Source organism: Photobacterium sp. Hal280 (assembly GCF_037162255.1).
Classification (GTDB): domain Bacteria; phylum Pseudomonadota; class Gammaproteobacteria; order Enterobacterales; family Vibrionaceae; genus Photobacterium.
The window spans coordinates 622264-638600 of sequence record NZ_JARLUO010000005.1 but is presented as its reverse complement, the minus strand read 5'-3'; the positions used below and the strand labels follow the sequence as shown (position 1 = coordinate 638600).

Annotated in this window: 14 protein-coding genes and 2 pseudogenes; 5 read left to right on the top strand and 11 right to left on the bottom strand. The window is 51.3% G+C overall.

What is annotated here, in order from left to right:
* Nucleotides 1-6 precede the first annotated feature (6 nt).
* The gene (locus P4S53_RS12230) at nucleotides 7-1077 is read right to left on the bottom strand and encodes a 3-deoxy-7-phosphoheptulonate synthase (protein ID WP_337112882.1); all 1071 of its coding nucleotides are present in this window, start codon (nucleotides 1075-1077) and stop codon (nucleotides 7-9) included.
* Between the two features lie 217 nt (nucleotides 1078-1294).
* On the opposite strand from P4S53_RS12230, the gene P4S53_RS12225 reads away from it, so the two are divergent.
* The 3 genes from P4S53_RS12225 (at nucleotide 1295) to P4S53_RS12215 (ending at nucleotide 5441) form a co-directional block, all read left to right on the top strand.
* A complete protein-coding gene (locus P4S53_RS12225; protein WP_337112881.1) occupies nucleotides 1295-2974 on the top strand; it encodes a sensor histidine kinase in 1680 nt (559 codons plus the stop codon).
* Nucleotides 2971-3684: a two-component system response regulator BtsR gene (btsR, locus tag P4S53_RS12220; RefSeq protein WP_337112880.1), complete on the top strand. Its 714-nt coding sequence runs from the start codon at nucleotides 2971-2973 to the stop codon at nucleotides 3682-3684. Before P4S53_RS12225 ends, btsR begins: the two co-directional genes overlap by 4 nt.
* Before the next feature lie 269 nt (nucleotides 3685-3953).
* Entirely contained in the window at nucleotides 3954-5441 is a 1488-nt protein-coding gene (locus tag P4S53_RS12215) for a carbon starvation CstA family protein (protein WP_027253531.1), read from the top strand.
* A gap of 97 nt (nucleotides 5442-5538) precedes the next feature.
* Here P4S53_RS12215 and P4S53_RS12210 read toward each other — a convergent pair.
* The 7 genes and pseudogenes from P4S53_RS12210 to P4S53_RS12180 form a co-directional block, all read right to left on the bottom strand.
* A pseudogene (locus P4S53_RS12210) lies at nucleotides 5539-6569 on the bottom strand (glutamate synthase-related protein).
* Between the two features lie 705 nt (nucleotides 6570-7274).
* Entirely contained in the window at nucleotides 7275-7628 is a 354-nt protein-coding gene (gene rplS / locus P4S53_RS12205) for a 50S ribosomal protein L19 (protein ID WP_120513257.1), read from the bottom strand.
* Nucleotides 7629-7660: 32 nt separating this feature from the next.
* Nucleotides 7661-8410 (bottom strand): tRNA (guanosine(37)-N1)-methyltransferase TrmD, encoded by a 750-nt coding sequence (gene trmD / locus P4S53_RS12200; protein WP_337112879.1) that lies wholly within the window; start codon nucleotides 8408-8410, stop codon nucleotides 7661-7663.
* Nucleotides 8411-8435: 25 nt separating this feature from the next.
* A complete protein-coding gene (rimM, locus tag P4S53_RS12195; protein ID WP_027253535.1) occupies nucleotides 8436-8969 on the bottom strand; it encodes a ribosome maturation factor RimM in 534 nt (177 codons plus the stop codon).
* Nucleotides 8970-8996: 27 nt separating this feature from the next.
* Nucleotides 8997-9248: a 30S ribosomal protein S16 gene (gene rpsP / locus P4S53_RS12190; RefSeq protein ID WP_027253536.1), complete on the bottom strand. Its 252-nt coding sequence runs from the start codon at nucleotides 9246-9248 to the stop codon at nucleotides 8997-8999.
* 171 nt (nucleotides 9249-9419) lie between these two features.
* Nucleotides 9420-10787 (bottom strand): signal recognition particle protein, encoded by a 1368-nt coding sequence (ffh, locus tag P4S53_RS12185; RefSeq protein ID WP_027253537.1) that lies wholly within the window; start codon nucleotides 10785-10787, stop codon nucleotides 9420-9422.
* A gap of 190 nt (nucleotides 10788-10977) precedes the next feature.
* A complete protein-coding gene (locus P4S53_RS12180; RefSeq protein WP_337114560.1) occupies nucleotides 10978-11181 on the bottom strand; it encodes a hypothetical protein in 204 nt (67 codons plus the stop codon).
* On the opposite strand from P4S53_RS12180, the pseudogene P4S53_RS12175 reads away from it, so the two are divergent.
* Together P4S53_RS12175 and P4S53_RS12170 are read left to right on the top strand one after the other, a co-directional pair.
* Nucleotides 11104-11835 (top strand): annotated as a pseudogene (locus tag P4S53_RS12175) (cytochrome C assembly family protein). The gene P4S53_RS12180 and the pseudogene P4S53_RS12175 sit on opposite strands and share 78 nt — an antisense overlap.
* 140 nt (nucleotides 11836-11975) lie before the next feature.
* Nucleotides 11976-13253, top strand: coding sequence for an HlyC/CorC family transporter (locus P4S53_RS12170; protein ID WP_120513261.1), 1278 nt, complete (start codon nucleotides 11976-11978; stop codon nucleotides 13251-13253).
* Between the two features lie 105 nt (nucleotides 13254-13358).
* On the opposite strand, the gene luxS is transcribed toward P4S53_RS12170, so the two are convergent.
* The 3 genes from luxS to gshA all read right to left on the bottom strand — a co-directional run bounded on the left by luxS (nucleotide 13359) and on the right by gshA (nucleotide 16268).
* Entirely contained in the window at nucleotides 13359-13877 is a 519-nt protein-coding gene (gene luxS / locus P4S53_RS12165; RefSeq protein WP_337112878.1) for an S-ribosylhomocysteine lyase, read from the bottom strand.
* Between the two features lie 50 nt (nucleotides 13878-13927).
* Entirely contained in the window at nucleotides 13928-14542 is a 615-nt protein-coding gene (locus P4S53_RS12160) for a transglycosylase SLT domain-containing protein (protein WP_337112877.1), read from the bottom strand.
* Between the two features lie 136 nt (nucleotides 14543-14678).
* Entirely contained in the window at nucleotides 14679-16268 is a 1590-nt protein-coding gene (gene gshA / locus P4S53_RS12155) for a glutamate--cysteine ligase (RefSeq protein ID WP_337114472.1), read from the bottom strand.
* Nucleotides 16269-16337: the final 69 nt, after the last annotated feature.

Below are 16337 nucleotides of genomic sequence, written 5' to 3'. Positions count from 1 at the left end.
ATTCCATTATTTAATACGTTGTTGTAGGAAAGGGGTTAATTCCTGACGAGCGCGACGCAGCAGGCTTTCGGTATCTTCCCAGTTAATACAGGCGTCTGTAATCGACACACCGTACGCCATTTCGCTGCGATCCAGATCGGCACTCTGATTGCCGCCATTGAGATGGCTTTCCAGCATCAGGCCAATGACGGAATGATTCCCTTCCCGGATCTGATGAATCACATCTTCGGCCACCAGCGGCTGACGGCGGTAATCCTTGCGAGAGTTGGCATGGGAACAGTCTACCATTAAGGCTGGATTAAGACCCGCCGACTTCATCTCAGTTTCGCATTCAGAAACCGACACTGAATCATAGTTGGTTTGTTTGCCACCACGAAGAATAACATGGCCATCCGGGTTGCCCTGAGTATTCAGCAAAGCCACCTGGCCTTCGCGGTTTATCCCCATGAAACGGTGACCGGAAGCGGCCGCCTGCATGGCATTGATCGCGGTTCCCAGGCTGCCATCGGTGCCATTTTTGAACCCCACCGGCATCGAAAGACCGCTGGCCATTTCACGGTGGGTCTGTGACTCCGTGGTACGCGCACCAATCGCAGCCCAGCTGAACAAATCGCCGATGTACTGCGGGCTGATCGGATCCAGCGCTTCTGTGGCCAGCGGGATGCCCATTTCCACCAGATCAATCAGCAGTTGGCGTGCAATATGCAGCCCTTCTTCAATCTCGAAAGAACCATCCAGATGCGGGTCGTTGATCAGGCCCTTCCAACCGACAGTCGTCCGTGGTTTTTCAAAGTACACTCGCATGACCAGGTACAGCTGATCGTCCAGTTCAGCTGCCAGTTCTTTAAATCGACGGGCATAATCTTTGGCCGCTTCGACATCATGAATAGAACAAGGGCCGCAGACCACCAGTAAACGGTGATCCCGTTTGTGGATAATGTCGGCAACGGTTTTGCGCGATTGTTCGATGAAAGACAGCGCTGATTCACTGACAGGTAATTTATCTTTTAACTGTTGCGGCGTAATCAGGACTTGTTCATCCTGAATATGGACATTATTCAATACATCTTTCTGCATAGGGCCATCCTGATTCTGCTATACCTGGGTGTAAATTTTTAGTTACAACAGGATTTCCCCTGTCAATAAACAGACAATAACAACTGGTATTTCACGGGGCAATAGCATGTAAAGAAAAAATACCATTCGTAAATAAAAATTTACACACATGTATGTTATTGCCTTTCATACAAAGACAGCTACCATAAACATCCATTTAGCTTATTCCGATACCGCCATGGAACTCATCCTCTCCCTGCTGCAACAGCTCAGTGTTTACCTGGTTTTGGCTTACCTGTTAAGCAAGACACCGCTGTTTATGCCGATTACCACGGTATCTGGCCGTTTATCACAACGCTTTGCCTGCTATGTGCTGTTTTCTCTTTTCTGTATTTTAGGCACATATTTTGGTCTGCACATCGAAGATGCCATCGCCAATACCCGGGCCATCGGCGCTGTCATGGGAGGGTTGCTGGGTGGCCCGGTGGTCGGCTTTGCCGTGGGTCTGACCGGCGGTATGCACCGCTACAGCATGGGCGGGTTTACTGACGTCGCCTGTGCTATCTCCACCACGGTTGAAGGGCTGATCGGCGGTATCATGCACAGCTATTTTGTCCGCCGCAGTAACTTTGATGCCATTTTCCGGCCGCTGACCGTATTCGCCATTACCCTGGTGGCGGAGATCCTGCAGATGCTGATCATTCTGGCAGTGGCCGAGCCTTTTGATAAAGCCTACAGCCTGGTCAGCGCCATTGCCTTGCCTATGGTCATCGCCAACTCAGTGGGCGCCGCCCTGTTCATGAGCATTATCCGCGATAAAAAAACCATTTATGAGAAATACTCGGCCGCCTTTTCCAGCCGGGCACTGAAAATTGCCCAGCGATCTGTGGGCATACTCAGCCAGGGGTTTAACCAGGAAAACTCTAAACAGATCGCCCGTATTGTGTATGAAGAAACCGGGGTTGGCGCGGTCTCTATCACTGACAGAGACAAGATCCTTGCGTTCATTGGGATTGGTGATGATCATCATCTGCCGGGCACCCCGATTTCATCCAAACATACCAAGCAGGCCATTGAGCACTGCGAACTGGTCTACGCCGACGGGTATGAAGTGCCCTACTGCTGTTCACTCTACGACAAATGCAAATTAGGCTCTGCGCTGGTCATTCCGCTGATTGGCGGCAACCATGAGGTGATCGGGACCATTAAACTCTATGAACCCAAGCATAAGCTGTTTTCCACCATCAACCTGACACTGGGAGAAGGGATCGCCAAACTCTTGTCGAACCAGATCCTGACCGGTCGCTATAACCGCCAGCAAACCCTGCTGACTCAGGCAGAACTGCGCCTGCTGCAGGCACAGGTGAATCCGCACTTTCTGTTCAATGCGCTCAATACCATCAACGCGGTGATCCGCCGAGATCCGGATAAAGCCAGGCAGCTGATTCAGCATTTGTCACAGTTTTTCCGTCGCAATCTGAAGCAGAATATAGAAACTGTCACTCTGGAAGAAGAATTGCAGCATGTGCATGCCTATCTGGAAATTGAACGTGCCCGGTTTGCCGATCGGCTGCAGGTTGAAGTCAACATCGATGATGCCTTATTGAAGATCACGATTCCGACCTTTACCTTGCAGCCATTAGTGGAAAATGCCATCAAGCATGGTACGTCAAACTTGCTGGCCAGCGGTAAACTGACCATTAACGCGTACCAGAATGATGAGCGGATTGTGCTGGAAGTGCGCGATAATGCTGGCTTATATCAGCCGGTGGGTGAAGAGAGCGGTCTGGGCATGAAAATTGTCGATAAACGATTGAAAAACCGGTATGGCAAAGCATACGGTCTGCAAATGAGCTGGGAAGCCAATCAATGGACGCTGGCCACCATAAGTCTGCCAAAGGAGCACGGAGAAGCATGATCAAAGCGCTTGTCATCGACGATGAACCCTATGCCCGCGAGGAACTGATGGAGCTGCTGCATGACAGCGGCGACGTTGAAATCATTGGCAGCGGTGCCAACGCCATCGAAGGTTTGAAGATGATTCATCTGCTCAAGCCCGAAGTGGTATTTCTGGATATACAGATGCCGCAAATCACGGGGATCGAACTGCTGAGCATGCTGGATCCCGACACCATGCCCAAAATCGTGTTTGTCACAGCCTACGACGACTACGCCATCAAAGCGTTTGAAGATAATGCCTTTGACTATCTGCTCAAGCCGGTAGAACCGGCAAGGCTCGAAAAGACCCTGGCCAAGCTGAAGCGCGAACTGCGCCAGCCTGATTACACGCCTTTGATCAGCGAAATGCTCGAGCTGATTCCGTGCAGTGGCCATCACCGCATCTTGCTGCTCAGCCCGGCTGATATCGAACTGGCGCATTCTGATTTATCGGGGGTGCACATAGTGACCAAAGACACCAAGGCAACCACACAACTGACCCTCAAAGTGCTGGAAGAAAAAACCCCGCTCATCCGCTGCCACCGCCAGTATCTGGTCCACCCGCAGGCGATTCGGGAGATCAAACTGCTCGAGAACGGACTGGCAGAAATCACAACCCAGCATGGCCAGCAGGTCCCGGTCAGCCGGCGTTACCTGAAAGAAATCAAAGATCGCTACGGGCTGAGCTGATGTATCATCAAGGGACAGGTACACTCCGCTCTGCCTGCTCCTCGCTTTATCGACTCAACCCCGCCATCTGAAACGCCTGACCATTCAGGGTTACAGACAACCGCTCAGTCCCAGCTGCCGCCGCTCAACCTCTTTATCGACCGCTCAATAACGTCATACCGCCACTCAGTCTTTTAGGCCGTGAGTCTTTGCCGCAACCGGTTAAGATGCAAGCCTTGATAAAAGATTCAATAACCCTACAACCTACCTACACTGAGAGAGGCACAGATATGGCCTGGTTTCTGATTTGCGTGGCTGCTTTGATTGGCGGTTACTTTATTTACGGTACCTTTATTGAAAAACTTTTCGGCATTAACGAAAAGCGCCAGACACCCGCCTACACCATGCAGGACGGCGTTGACTATGTGCCTATGTCCAAGAAAAAAGTGTACCTGGTACAGCTGCTGAACATTGCCGGTGTTGGCCCGATTTTTGGTCCAATCATGGGCGCACTGTACGGTCCGGCAGCCATGCTGTGGATTGTGCTGGGCTGTATCTTTGCCGGTGCCGTGCATGACTATTTCTCAGGCATGCTGTCGGTGCGCAATGGCGGCGCCTCGGTTCCGACGCTGTCCGGTCGTTACCTGGGCAATGGCGCCAAGCACTTTATGAATATCTTTGCCATTGTGCTGCTGCTGCTGGTTGGCGTGGTCTTTGTTTCTGCACCGGCCGGCATGATCACCAACCTGGTCAACGAGCAAACCGACATGACGGTCTCGATGGGATCCATGGTCGCTATCATCTTTGCTTACTACATCATCGCCACCATAGTACCGGTTGATAAGATCATCGGCCGCTTCTACCCGCTGTTCGGCTTCCTGCTGATCTTCATGTCGGTCGGCCTGATCACTGCTATTGCCGTTTCCAGCGAATACACCTTGCTGGGCGACTATGAAGTCAGCCAGATGTTCACCAACATGAACCCGAATGACCTGCCATTGTGGCCAGCCCTGTTTATCACCATTGCCTGCGGTGCTATTTCAGGCTTCCACGCAACCCAGTCGCCACTGATGGCACGTTGCATGGAAAATGAGAAAAACGGTCGCTTCGTTTTCTACGGTGCCATGATAGGTGAAGGCGTGATTGCCCTGATCTGGTGTGCGCTGGCGCTGTCTTTCTTCGGCTCTGTAGAGAACCTGTCAGATGCAGTGGCCAACGGTGGCCCGGGCAACGTGGTTTACAGTGCATCCTTTGGTTTGCTGGGCGTTGTCGGCGGCGTGGTGGCCTTCCTGGGTGTTGTGATTCTGCCCATCACCTCCGGTGATACAGCGTTCCGTTCAAGCCGCCTGATTCTGGCTGAATACTTCAACATGGAGCAAAAGAGTCTGCGTAACCGCCTGCTGATGGCCGTGCCTCTGTTTGTGATCGGTGGCATCCTGACTCAGGTCGACTTCGGGATTATCTGGCGTTACTTCGGATTTGCGAACCAGACCACGGCTGTCATGATGCTGTGGACAGCGTCCGCTTACCTGCTGCGCCACAACAAGCTGCATTGGGTCACCACAGTACCGGCGATTTTCATGACTACAGTTGTGATCACCTTTATTCTGAACAACAGCACACTGGGCTTCGGTCTGCCTATGATGATCTCGACGGTTATCGGCCTGATTGCAACACTTGGCATCACTGTCTATGTCATTGTGAAATCAAAAGGTAAGGGCGAAATCGACCTGGATGAAGAAGAGAATGAAAGCAAAGGTAAGCTGGAAACGGCTTAATTCCCCGCTCAATCTCTCATAACAACAGCCGCTCACAGAGCGGCTGTTGTGTCCAGTGCCCGACTTCTCTGCTTCAGAAAACCTTTCCGGCTTCAGCTCACTTATAGTGAGCATACATGTCATCCAGAGTTTGAGACAGTCCGTCTTCCTGAACCACCCGCACGTGCCCGCGATTCAGACTGCGGATATTTTTCACCCCGCAAGAATGTGCAATCAGACCAATCCCGTAGTGAATATAGCGGTTGTAATTTGCTACCCGTTGCGTTTTATCGGTAACATCCAGCCCCTGGATTAATTTCGGGTGATGCGTCGTTACACCGGTCGGGCAAGTATTCTTATTACATTGCATCGCCTGAATGCACCCAAGTGCGAACATATGCCCTCGGGCAGAGACAACAAAATCTGCACCAAGCGCTATCGCCCAGGCGACTCTTGATGGCACGATCAATTTGCCCGAGGCTATGATTCGAATTCTCTCCCTGAGACCATGCCTTTCCAGCAGATTCACCAGCTTGGGCAAGCTTTCCTTCAACGGCAGTCCCACCGAATCCATCAAGGGGGAGGCGCTGCCCCTGTGCCCCCATCTGCACCATCAACCGTTATAAAATCAGGTGCGCTCTCTTCTCCGCGTTGATGTATCTCACCGACCAGTTCCTCCAGCCAGTCTGTTTCACCAATCACGGCTTTAAACCCAGTCGGTTTTCCCGTCACCGCTCTGATATGATTCACCATCTCCAGTAAATCTGCCGCTGATTTGATTTCCGGATGGCGATTCGGACTTATAGAGTCAAGTCCCTCGGGGATCCCGCGGATGCCGGCTATCTCAGCGGTGACCTTACATCCGGGTAAAATACCGCCTTTCCCGGGTTTGGCACCCTGGGATAATTTGATTTCAAACATTTTGACCTGATCGTGGGATGCCACTGCCAGCAGCTTTTCATCGCAAAGCCGCCCTTGTTCATCACGGACACCATATTTTGCCGTGCCGATCTGAAAAACAATGTCTGCACCGCCTTCAAGGTGATAAGGGCTCAGCCCGCCTTCACCGGTATTAATCCAGCAGCCGGCAAGCTTCGCTCCCCGGGAAAGCGCCTGAACCGCCCGCTGGGACAGAGAGCCGTAACTCATCCCGGAAATATGAAAGACTGCTTTCGCGGAATAAGGATACCGGCTGTATTGACCAATCAAGATGGGCTCAGGTTCAAGGGCATCCTCGTCCAGTGTCGGAAAGGCACAGTTCATGAATAGAATCGTTCCCGTCGGATCCAGACTCTGTGTCGAACCAAACGCAGCGGTGCGATCCTGATTCTTCGCAGCCTGATACACCCAGCTCCGCTCCGCGCGGTTGAATGGCATTTCCTCTCGATCCATCGCAAAAAAGTATTGACGGAAAAACTTGCCCTGCCGTTCGAAGAAATAGCGAAACCGGCCTATCACCGGGTAATTACGACGTATGGCGTGTTGATGCTGATGAATATCTGCGAAATACAAATAAATAACCACCAAGCCTATGCAGCCAATGGCCAGCAAAAGCAAACTGCTGAGAAAATCGATGGCATGAAAAATAAACTCACTCATCAAAGCCTCCACCTTACCTGAAACGGCCGAAATCGGGCATCTTCTAAAGAATAGACCGGAGACAGAAAAGGCAATGACTTTAAGAACTTTAAGGATGAAGACGCCGCAAACAGCATCTGAAAGCTCAGCGCAGTGGTTCTCTCCCCCTCAGAGAAAGTGTGACCATAAAATGACTTTCAATGCGTATCAACATGACATAAAAAAAGGCCCGCCAAATTGGCGGGCCTCTCAATACGCGTCTTTCGTGTCGCGTTCTTATTTTCTGGTCAGCTTCTCTTTGATACGAGCCGCTTTACCTGAACGCTCACGCAGGTAGTACAACTTGGCACGACGTACTGCACCGCGACGCTTAACAGTAATGCTGTCTACGATTGGAGAGTGAGCCTGGAATGCACGCTCAACACCTTCACCGTTAGAAATCTTACGAACAGTGAAAGCTGAGTGCAGACCACGGTTACGCTTGGCGATAACAACACCTTCGAACGCCTGCAGACGCTCACGGTCACCCTCTTTTACCTTAACCTGAACAACAACAGTGTCACCTGGTGCGAATTCAGGCAGGTCATTTTTCATTTGCTCTTGCTCAAGAGCTTTGATGATATTACTCATTGGTATATACCCTAGAATAAACTGATACTAAATTAACTCATGGCTTGCCGATGTTCACGGATAAACTCCGCTAGCAAGCTCTCCTGATCGTCAGTCAGAGCTAGGTTTTCCAGGAGCTCTGGTCTTCTCAGCCAGGTACGGCCCAGCGATTGTTTCAATCGCCAGCGGCGAATGTCCTTATGGTTACCCGACAAGAGTACCGGAGGTACGGCTTGTCCATCTAACACTTCAGGACGCGTGTAATGCGGGCAATCCAGCAAGCCATTGGCAAAAGAATCTTCTTCTGCTGACGCAAAGTCGCCCAGTACGCCCGGTACAAACCGCACGACTGCATCGACTAAGGTCATGGCCGGCAGCTCACCACCCGTCAGCACAAAATCCCCGATAGACCATTCTTCGTCTACCTCTTGTTGGATAATGCGCTCATCGACCCCTTCATACCGGCCACAGATCAGAATCAGATTCTCGTTCTGCGCCAGTTCCTCAACACCCGTCTGATCGAGCTTACGGCCCTGAGGAGAGAGGTAAATCACTTTCGCCTGGCCCTCGGCAGACGCTTTGGCAGCATGAATGGCATCGCGCAAAGGCTGCACCATCATCAACATACCGGGTCCGCCACCATAAGGTCGGTCATCGACCGTACGGTGCTTATCGTGAGTAAAGTCGCGGGGATTCCACGTCTCTACAGTCACTAGGCCTTTTTTTACCGCCTGACCTGTTACCCCAAACTCAGTAATAGCCCGGAACATTTCAGGGAATAGGCTAATTATTCCTACCCGCATGGTTCTTTACGCTCTTACTGATGGGTTAAAATCCAGGATCCCAGTCAACTTCGATCCGTTGAGCAGTGCGATCAATCGACTTGATGACCTGCTCATCGAGGAACGGAATTAAGCGTTCCTTCTGTCCAAAAGCATCTTTCAGGTTGGCTTTAACCACTAAGACGTCATTAGAACCGGTTTCCAGGATGTCCGTTACTTTACCCAGGTCGTAACCTTGGGTTGTCACAACAGCCATGCCCATCAGTTCGCGCCAGTAGAATTCTTCATCTGACAGCGCCGGTAATTGTTCAGCAGGTACGTTGATCTCCGCGTTGGTCATGACCTGAGCATCCTCTCGGATATCCAGACCCTGCAACTTGGCAACTAACCCCTGACCATGACGTTTCCATGCTTCCACATGGAAGGTCTGCCATTCACCTTTCATCTTAATCAGCCATGGCTGATAAGCGAAAATGCTCTCGGCTTGTTCTGTGTAGGAAAAAACTTTGAGCCACCCCTTGATACCGTAAGTGGCACCGATTTTACCGACAACAACTTGGTCTTGGTTGTGTGAACTCATCGCTTCTCTGCTACCCATTAACCAATCTTAAGCAGCTGCTTTAGCAGCGTCTTTGATCAGTTTAGCTGCGCGGTCAGATACAGTTGCACCTTGACCAACCCAGTGATTTACACGGTCCAGGTCCAGACGCAGACGCTCTTCCTGACCAGTAGCTAGTGGGTTAAAGAAACCTACACGCTCGATGTTACGACCGTCGCGCGCAGCGCGGCTGTCAGCAACAACGATGTGATAAAATGGACGCTTTTTCGCGCCGTGACGTGCCAAACGAATGGTTACCATATCGTCCTCTTTGCATTACTGTAAATAAAAGTGGCCCCGCCATAAAAAACGGGGCCCGTGCCAAATAAAGCCTCGGAATTTTACTCTTTCAACCCGCGAATGCAACTGCTTTAGCTACTTTTTCACCAGTAAAATCACCAGCCGAGACCAAAAAACAAGCAATTGAAGCAATTAGCGCCCAGGGAACATGCCGCCACCCGGCATCATGCCTTTCATATTGCGCATCATGTTCTTCATACCGCCCTTCTGCATTTTCTTCATCATCTTCTGCATTTGGGTAAATTGCTTGAGCAAACGGTTGACGTCCTGAACCTGAGTCCCGGAACCGGCAGCAATACGTTTCTTGCGCGAGCCTTTAATCAACTCCGGGCGCTCACGCTCTTTCGAGGTCATGGAGTTAATAATCGCTTCCATCTGGACAAAGATTTTATCATCGACCTGGTCTTTGATATTGCCGGGCAGCTGGGACATGCCGGGCAGCTTATCCATCATGCCCATCATACCGCCCATGTTCTTCATCTGCTGAAGCTGTCCACGGAAGTCTTCTAAATCAAAGCCTTTCTTCTCTTTGAATTTCTTCGCGAGCTGCTCGGCTTTTTCCTTATCAACGTTACGTTCCAGATCTTCAATCAGCGACAGGACATCGCCCATCCCCAGAATACGGGACGCCACACGATCAGGGTGGAAAGGCTCCAGCGCATCAGTCTTCTCACCGACACCCAGGAACTTGATAGGCTTACCAGTAATATGACGCACCGACAGCGCAGCACCACCACGGGCATCACCGTCGACCTTGGTCAGAATCACACCGGTCAGCGGTAACGCCTCGTTAAAGGCTTTGGCGGTATTGGCCGCATCCTGGCCCGTCATGGCATCGACCACAAACAGGGTTTCTACCGGATTCGCGATTTTATGAACGGCCTTGATTTCGTCCATCATGGCTTCATCGACGTGCAGACGGCCTGCGGTATCGACAATCACTACATCATAAAATTTGCGCTTGCCGTGCTCGATAGCCGCCTGGGCAATCGCCACCGGTTTTTGATCCGGGCTGGACGGAAAGAAATCAATCCCGATATCAGAAGCCAGAGTCTCCAGCTGCTTAATCGCCGCAGGACGGTATACGTCGGCGGAAACAACCAGTACCTTCTTTTTATTACGCTCTTTGAGCAGTTTACCCAGCTTACCCACACTGGTGGTTTTACCGGCACCCTGCAAACCCGCCATCAGGATGACTGCAGGTGGCTGACTGGCTAAGTCCAACGCTTCGTTGGTGTCGCCCATGACGGCTTCTAATTCCGCCTGAACGATTTTGATAAATTCCTGGCCTGGCGTCAGGCTCTTAGAGACTTCAGTTCCGACAGCGCGTTCTTTCACCCGCTTGACGAAATCACGGACAACCGGCAGCGCGACATCCGCCTCAAGCAATGCCATGCGCACTTCACGCAGGGTATCTTTAATATTGTCTTCAGTCAGACGGCCACGGCCGCTGATATTTTTCAGCGTTGACGACAAACGCTCGGTTAAATTGTCAAACATGTGTGACTCGCTCGTTACGCACTCATTTCGTGCCAGTATACCGCAATCAGTGACCCGGTTTCATGCCATACGTGCAGCCTGTGACAGAATTCTTGTCATTTCTGCCGCGCAACGCCAACAGAGATTCCTGCTGAAATCGCTGAAACAGACCGCAAAGTGCGCTCTGTCCCACACGATTGTGCCCTTTGTATCATTGTCGTGCTATCCGTTCACAAGGTATACTCACCAGTTCGAGTTCACGATCTTTACAGGTGTTATGGACATATTGATTGCCTTTACTGCTGCTGGTTTCTATCTGCTTGCGCTGGCATTTATCGTGCCTGGGCTCAGCCATAATAATGGTATAAAAGCCCGGCCAGTGCTGATCAGTGCCACAGTGGCGATCATCTTGCATGTGGTGTTTCTGAAAGATCTGATTCTGGGGGGTCGGCCAGAACCTGAGTATCTTAAATGTCGCCTCGCTCATCAGTCTGATTATCGCCGTCATCACCACCCTGGCCATGGTCAAAATGCGGATATGGTTTCTGCTGCCTGTCATATATAGCTTTGCCGCAATTAATCTTGCCGCGGCGGCTGTGCTCCCCGGTGGTTTTATTACGCACCTGGAGGCGCATCCTCAAATCCTGTTACATATTTCTCTGGCGCTATTTGCCTACTCGACCCTGATGATCGCTACACTGTACGCGATTCAGCTCGCGTGGCTGGACTATAAGCTCAAACACAAAAAGCTGGCTTTTAATCCGAATCTGCCGCCCTTAATGCTGGTTGAGCGACAGTTGTTTAAAATCATTCTGGTCGGTCACATACTGCTGACGGTCACGCTCATCACTGGCTTTATTTTTCTGCAGGATATGTTTGCTCAGGGCAAAACACACAAAGCGGTACTCTCTATTCTGGCCTGGGGGTCTACAGTGTGCTGCTCTGGGGCCATTACCGGATGGGCTGGCGGGGTAAAAAAGTCGTCTGGTTCAGCCTGATTGGCGCGTTTCTGCTGACCCTGGCCTACTTCGGCAGCCGTTTTGTCAAAGAAATCATCATTGGCAGCTAATGACAATTGAATAAACACTATCCATGCTTAAGCATGATTCATCCTGACCGGGCCGTCAGCGTCTTCACGACCCAGTCTTGACACCTTTACTCATATTCAGTACAGAGTACACATCCACAGCGATACAAGGAACTGACTTTTTGGACGATATATCCACGGGAGCTTTATTCTCCCTTCTGGTATTACTACTCCTGATCTCCGGATACTTCTCCGGCTCTGAAACCGGCATGATGTCGATAAACCGCTACAAACTGCGCCACCTGGCCAGCCAGGGCCACCGTGGGGCTAAGCGGGTTGAAAAACTACTCGACCGGCCTGATCGCCTGATCGGCCTGATTCTGATCGGCAACAACCTGGTGAACATCCTTGCTTCTGCCATCGCAACGATTTTAGGTATGCGCCTGTATGGCGATCTGGGTGTGGCTATCGCCACCGGCGCGCTGACTATGGCCGTCCTGGTGTTTGCTGAAGTCACGCCGAAAACCCTGGCCGCGCTGTACCCTGAAAAAGTGGCCTATTCCAGCAGCATCCTGTTACGGATACTGATGAAACTCCTGTATCCGCTGGTCTGGTTTGTCAACGGCATCACCAACAGTTTCCTGCGGTTGCTCGGCATGCGTATTGATAACATGAACGATGCCACCCTGAGTTCGGAAGAATTGCGTACTGTGGTCAATGAAGCGGGCAGCCTGATCCCGCGTCGCCACCAGGACATGCTGTTATCGATTCTGGATCTGGAAAACGTCACCGTGGAAGATTTGATGGTGCCGCGTAATGAAATTGTCGGCATCAATATCAATGACGACTGGAAGTCCATTGTCCGCCAGCTCAGCCATGCCGCTCACGGCCGTATCGTCCTGTACCGGGACAACATCGATGAAGTCGTTGGTATGCTGCGCGTCAGAGAAGCTTACCGCCTGATGATGGATAAAAACGATTTCAGCAAAGAAAATCTGCTGCGTGCCGCCGACAAAGTGTATTTCATCCCGGAAGGCACGCCGCTGAATATCCAGCTGTTGAAGTTCCAGCGCCGCAAAGAACGCATCGGCCTGATTGTTGATGAGTACGGCGATATTCAGGGTCTGATCACCCTGGAAGACATTCTGGAAGAGATTGTCGGTGAGTTCACCACCTCCATCTCTCCGACCTTAGCCGAAGAGATCACCCCGCAAAGTGACGGCAGTTTGCTGATAGAAGGCACCGCCAATATCCGGGAGCTGAACAAGAGCCTGAACTGGGATTTGCCGACAGACGGTCCGCGAACCCTGAATGGTTTGATTCTGGAGCATCTGGAAGACATTCCGGACAGTATCCTCAGTGTCTCGGTGGCCGGCTATCAGATGGAGATCGTTGAAATCTCCGATAACATGATCAAGCTGGTTAAAATCCTGCCGGCCCAGCTGCAAAAAACCGGTTAACCCTGGGTCCTAAATCAGCTCCGCCACTGGCGGTGATTTAGAGATGACAAAAAACCACCGCTACAAGCGGTGGTTTTTTTCTCTCGATGCAACGTCAGTCAAGCCTTACTTTACTTTCAATTCCTGCAACATACTGTCTGGCAGCGCCAGCTCATCGTTTTTATTCACATCAATGCCGCGATCCAAAATATCCTGCGCGATCTGTTTGGCTTCGTCGAGTGAATGCATGCTGTAAGTCCCACACTGGTATTCGTTCAGTTCAGGAATTTGCGCCTGAGAAGCCACTTTGAGCACATCTTCCATCGCGGCACGCCAGCTGTCTGCCACTTGCTGCTCGCTCGGTTCACCAATCAGACTCATGTAAAAACCGGTACGACACCCCATAGGGGACAGGTCGATGATTTCCACATCTCCTGAATTCAGGTGGGATCGCATGAAACCGGCAAACAAATGCTCCAGGGTGTGAATACCGCGCTCGGAGAGGATTTCCTGATTGGGGCGACAAAAACGCAGATCGAACACGGTAATCGTATCGCCCTTGGGGGTCTGCATCGTTTTGGCAACACGCACAGCCGGTGCATGCATCTTGGTGTGGTCGACGGTAAAACTATCTAATAATGGCATGGTGTCCTTCTCCTTTGCCTGTCGTGTCGTAGCCTGGCAGTCCCTTCCGCTCAGAACGGCCACCAGCTGCGGTTATCTTCCAATTCCTGCCGGCATTGCTTCAATTGCCAGCCATAAGATTTCGCCTGCTGATCCACTTTACGGGACACTTGCAGCAGAGTTGGCTTCTGACGATAAGTTCCGCGGCGATAGCCACCTCGCCCTTCATGATAGGCCAAATACTGGTTGTAAGCATCCCACTTGGATATGCCCAGCTGTCGCTGTGTTTCATCGGTATACCAGCCGATAAACATCAGCGCATCGTCAAAGCTGGTCCGTGAACTCCAGCTGCCAGTCGCACGCTGGTAATCTTCCCAGGCAGGATCTTGTGCCTGCGCATAGCCATAGGCGCTGCTGCTGCGAAACCAGGGGATAAAGCCCCACACATAGGGGCGGGGAGGACGGGCATCGTGACGGAAAGCACTTTCCTGGCGCACAAAGGCCATCGCGACCTGAATCGGGGTTCCCCAGCGCTTTTCCATGTCGACTGCATCCTGATACCAGTCGGGGTTTTCACGGAAAATGTCGCATACGTTTGATTGATTTTTCGGCGGAGGTGTTGCGCAACCGGTTGTTATTGAAGCCAACAATATCAGTGCCAACCTTTTCGTTGTTGCCAAAAGCATTTTTCACTCCCTGAATTGGAACCAAAGTGAAAACGGCAGGTCTGATATTATGACTGGCAGTGCAAACTGTCGTCATCCCTGCGAAATTGTAATTTTATTGGGCAGCAAGGTCGCTGCCCGTTTTTTTGCTGTTCTGTTACGCTGTCTTAAACGGATTTTGTTGCAGATCCGCAAAGTAATCAGCCAGAAACGCTTCAAAAGAAACCTCATCAGCCTGCTCGATTTGCTGCTGCTTCATCACAGAGGCTGCCGCTTCCGACTCAAAATCAGACTGAGAATACCGGCTGTAATTTTGCTTGTTCAACCACTCGGCATGTTTCGCCGCTAATTCCAGACCAAACTTACCAATGCCTTCGTTGGCTTCAATCTGGCGCAAGACTTGTGCGGACAAGGTCAGTTCAGGATCCTTGACCCACCCGGTCAGAGTTGCCAGCGTTTGCTGGTACTGGTTGCCGCCGTTTGCCTGATCCATGGCCACAGCGACCTGTTCCAGTTCAGAAAAAACACGTAAAGCCCAGTCACGCAGTGGCAGGCGCTCGCCACGGCAACCGATTTGCAGTTGCAGCTCAGGATCCCGCCCCTGCAGCACCACTTTCTTCCAGTTATCACGCCAGCAAGCCAGTTCGGCATCATCCATATCATCAGACGGTGACAAGACCGCCCAGGTCAGGAAGAGATCCAAAAAGCGGACCTGTTCAGAGGTAATGCCTATCGGGCTGAACGGGTTAACATCCAATGAGCGCACTTCAATGTATTCCACCCCGCCCCGCTCCAGGGCTTCAGACGGTTTCTCGCCGCTCTTGGTCACTCGCTTGGGACGAATCGGCGCATAAAGCTCATTTTCAATCTGCAGTACATTGGTATTGAGCTGGCGCAATTGACCATCGACTTTAACCCCGATATCCGCAAACTCTTCAGACGGCGTATGAATCGCTTTCTGTAAACCATCGAGATACTGAGCCAGATGATTGAAACCAATCTTTAGTGCACTCTGGGCATGATTGGTATACCCCAAATCGCTCAGGCGCAGGGCGGTAGACTTCGGCAGGAAATAGGTGCCTTTGCCTGTCTTTTGAAAATCGAGCTTAGCGCCGTCTTTTTTCAGGAATGAGCCACACAGCGCCGGAGAAGCACCGAACAGATAAGGGATCAGCCAGCCAAACCGGTAGTAGTTTCGGATCAAGGCAAAATACGACTCAGACACTGAAGCCTGACGCTCGTCTTCGTCCTGATCACCAAACAACTCTTGCCAGAAACTGTCCGGAAAAGAAAAATTGAAATGCACACCTGAGATGATCTGCATGATGCTGCCGTAGCGGCGCTTCAACCCTTCACGATAGAGGGTTTTCATCCGGCCAATGTTAGAGCTGCCATATTGCGCCAGTTCGATATCCGACTCATCACCGACATAGCACGGCATCGACATAGGCCAGAGCATTTCGCTGCCCAGCTGACTGTAGCTGAATTTATGGATATCGGATAATTGAGATAGCAGCTCATCGACATCTCTTGATACCGGGGTAATAAATTCCAGCAGAGACTCAGCAAAGTCCGTGGTGACCCACTGATTGGTCAGGGCCGAACCCAGGCCGACAGGGTGCGGTTGAGTGGATAACTTCCCTTGCGGGGTTATTCGTAACGCTTCCCTTTCCAGGCCACGACCGAATTGTGTCAGCGCTTGCGGATTGGCCGACACCCTCTCTAACCTTTGTGAAAAATCCATCAGGCTGTTCTCAATCATCACTATCACAGGGGAGCTAGGGTAATCATAATTCTTGCTGATTACCATGATTAT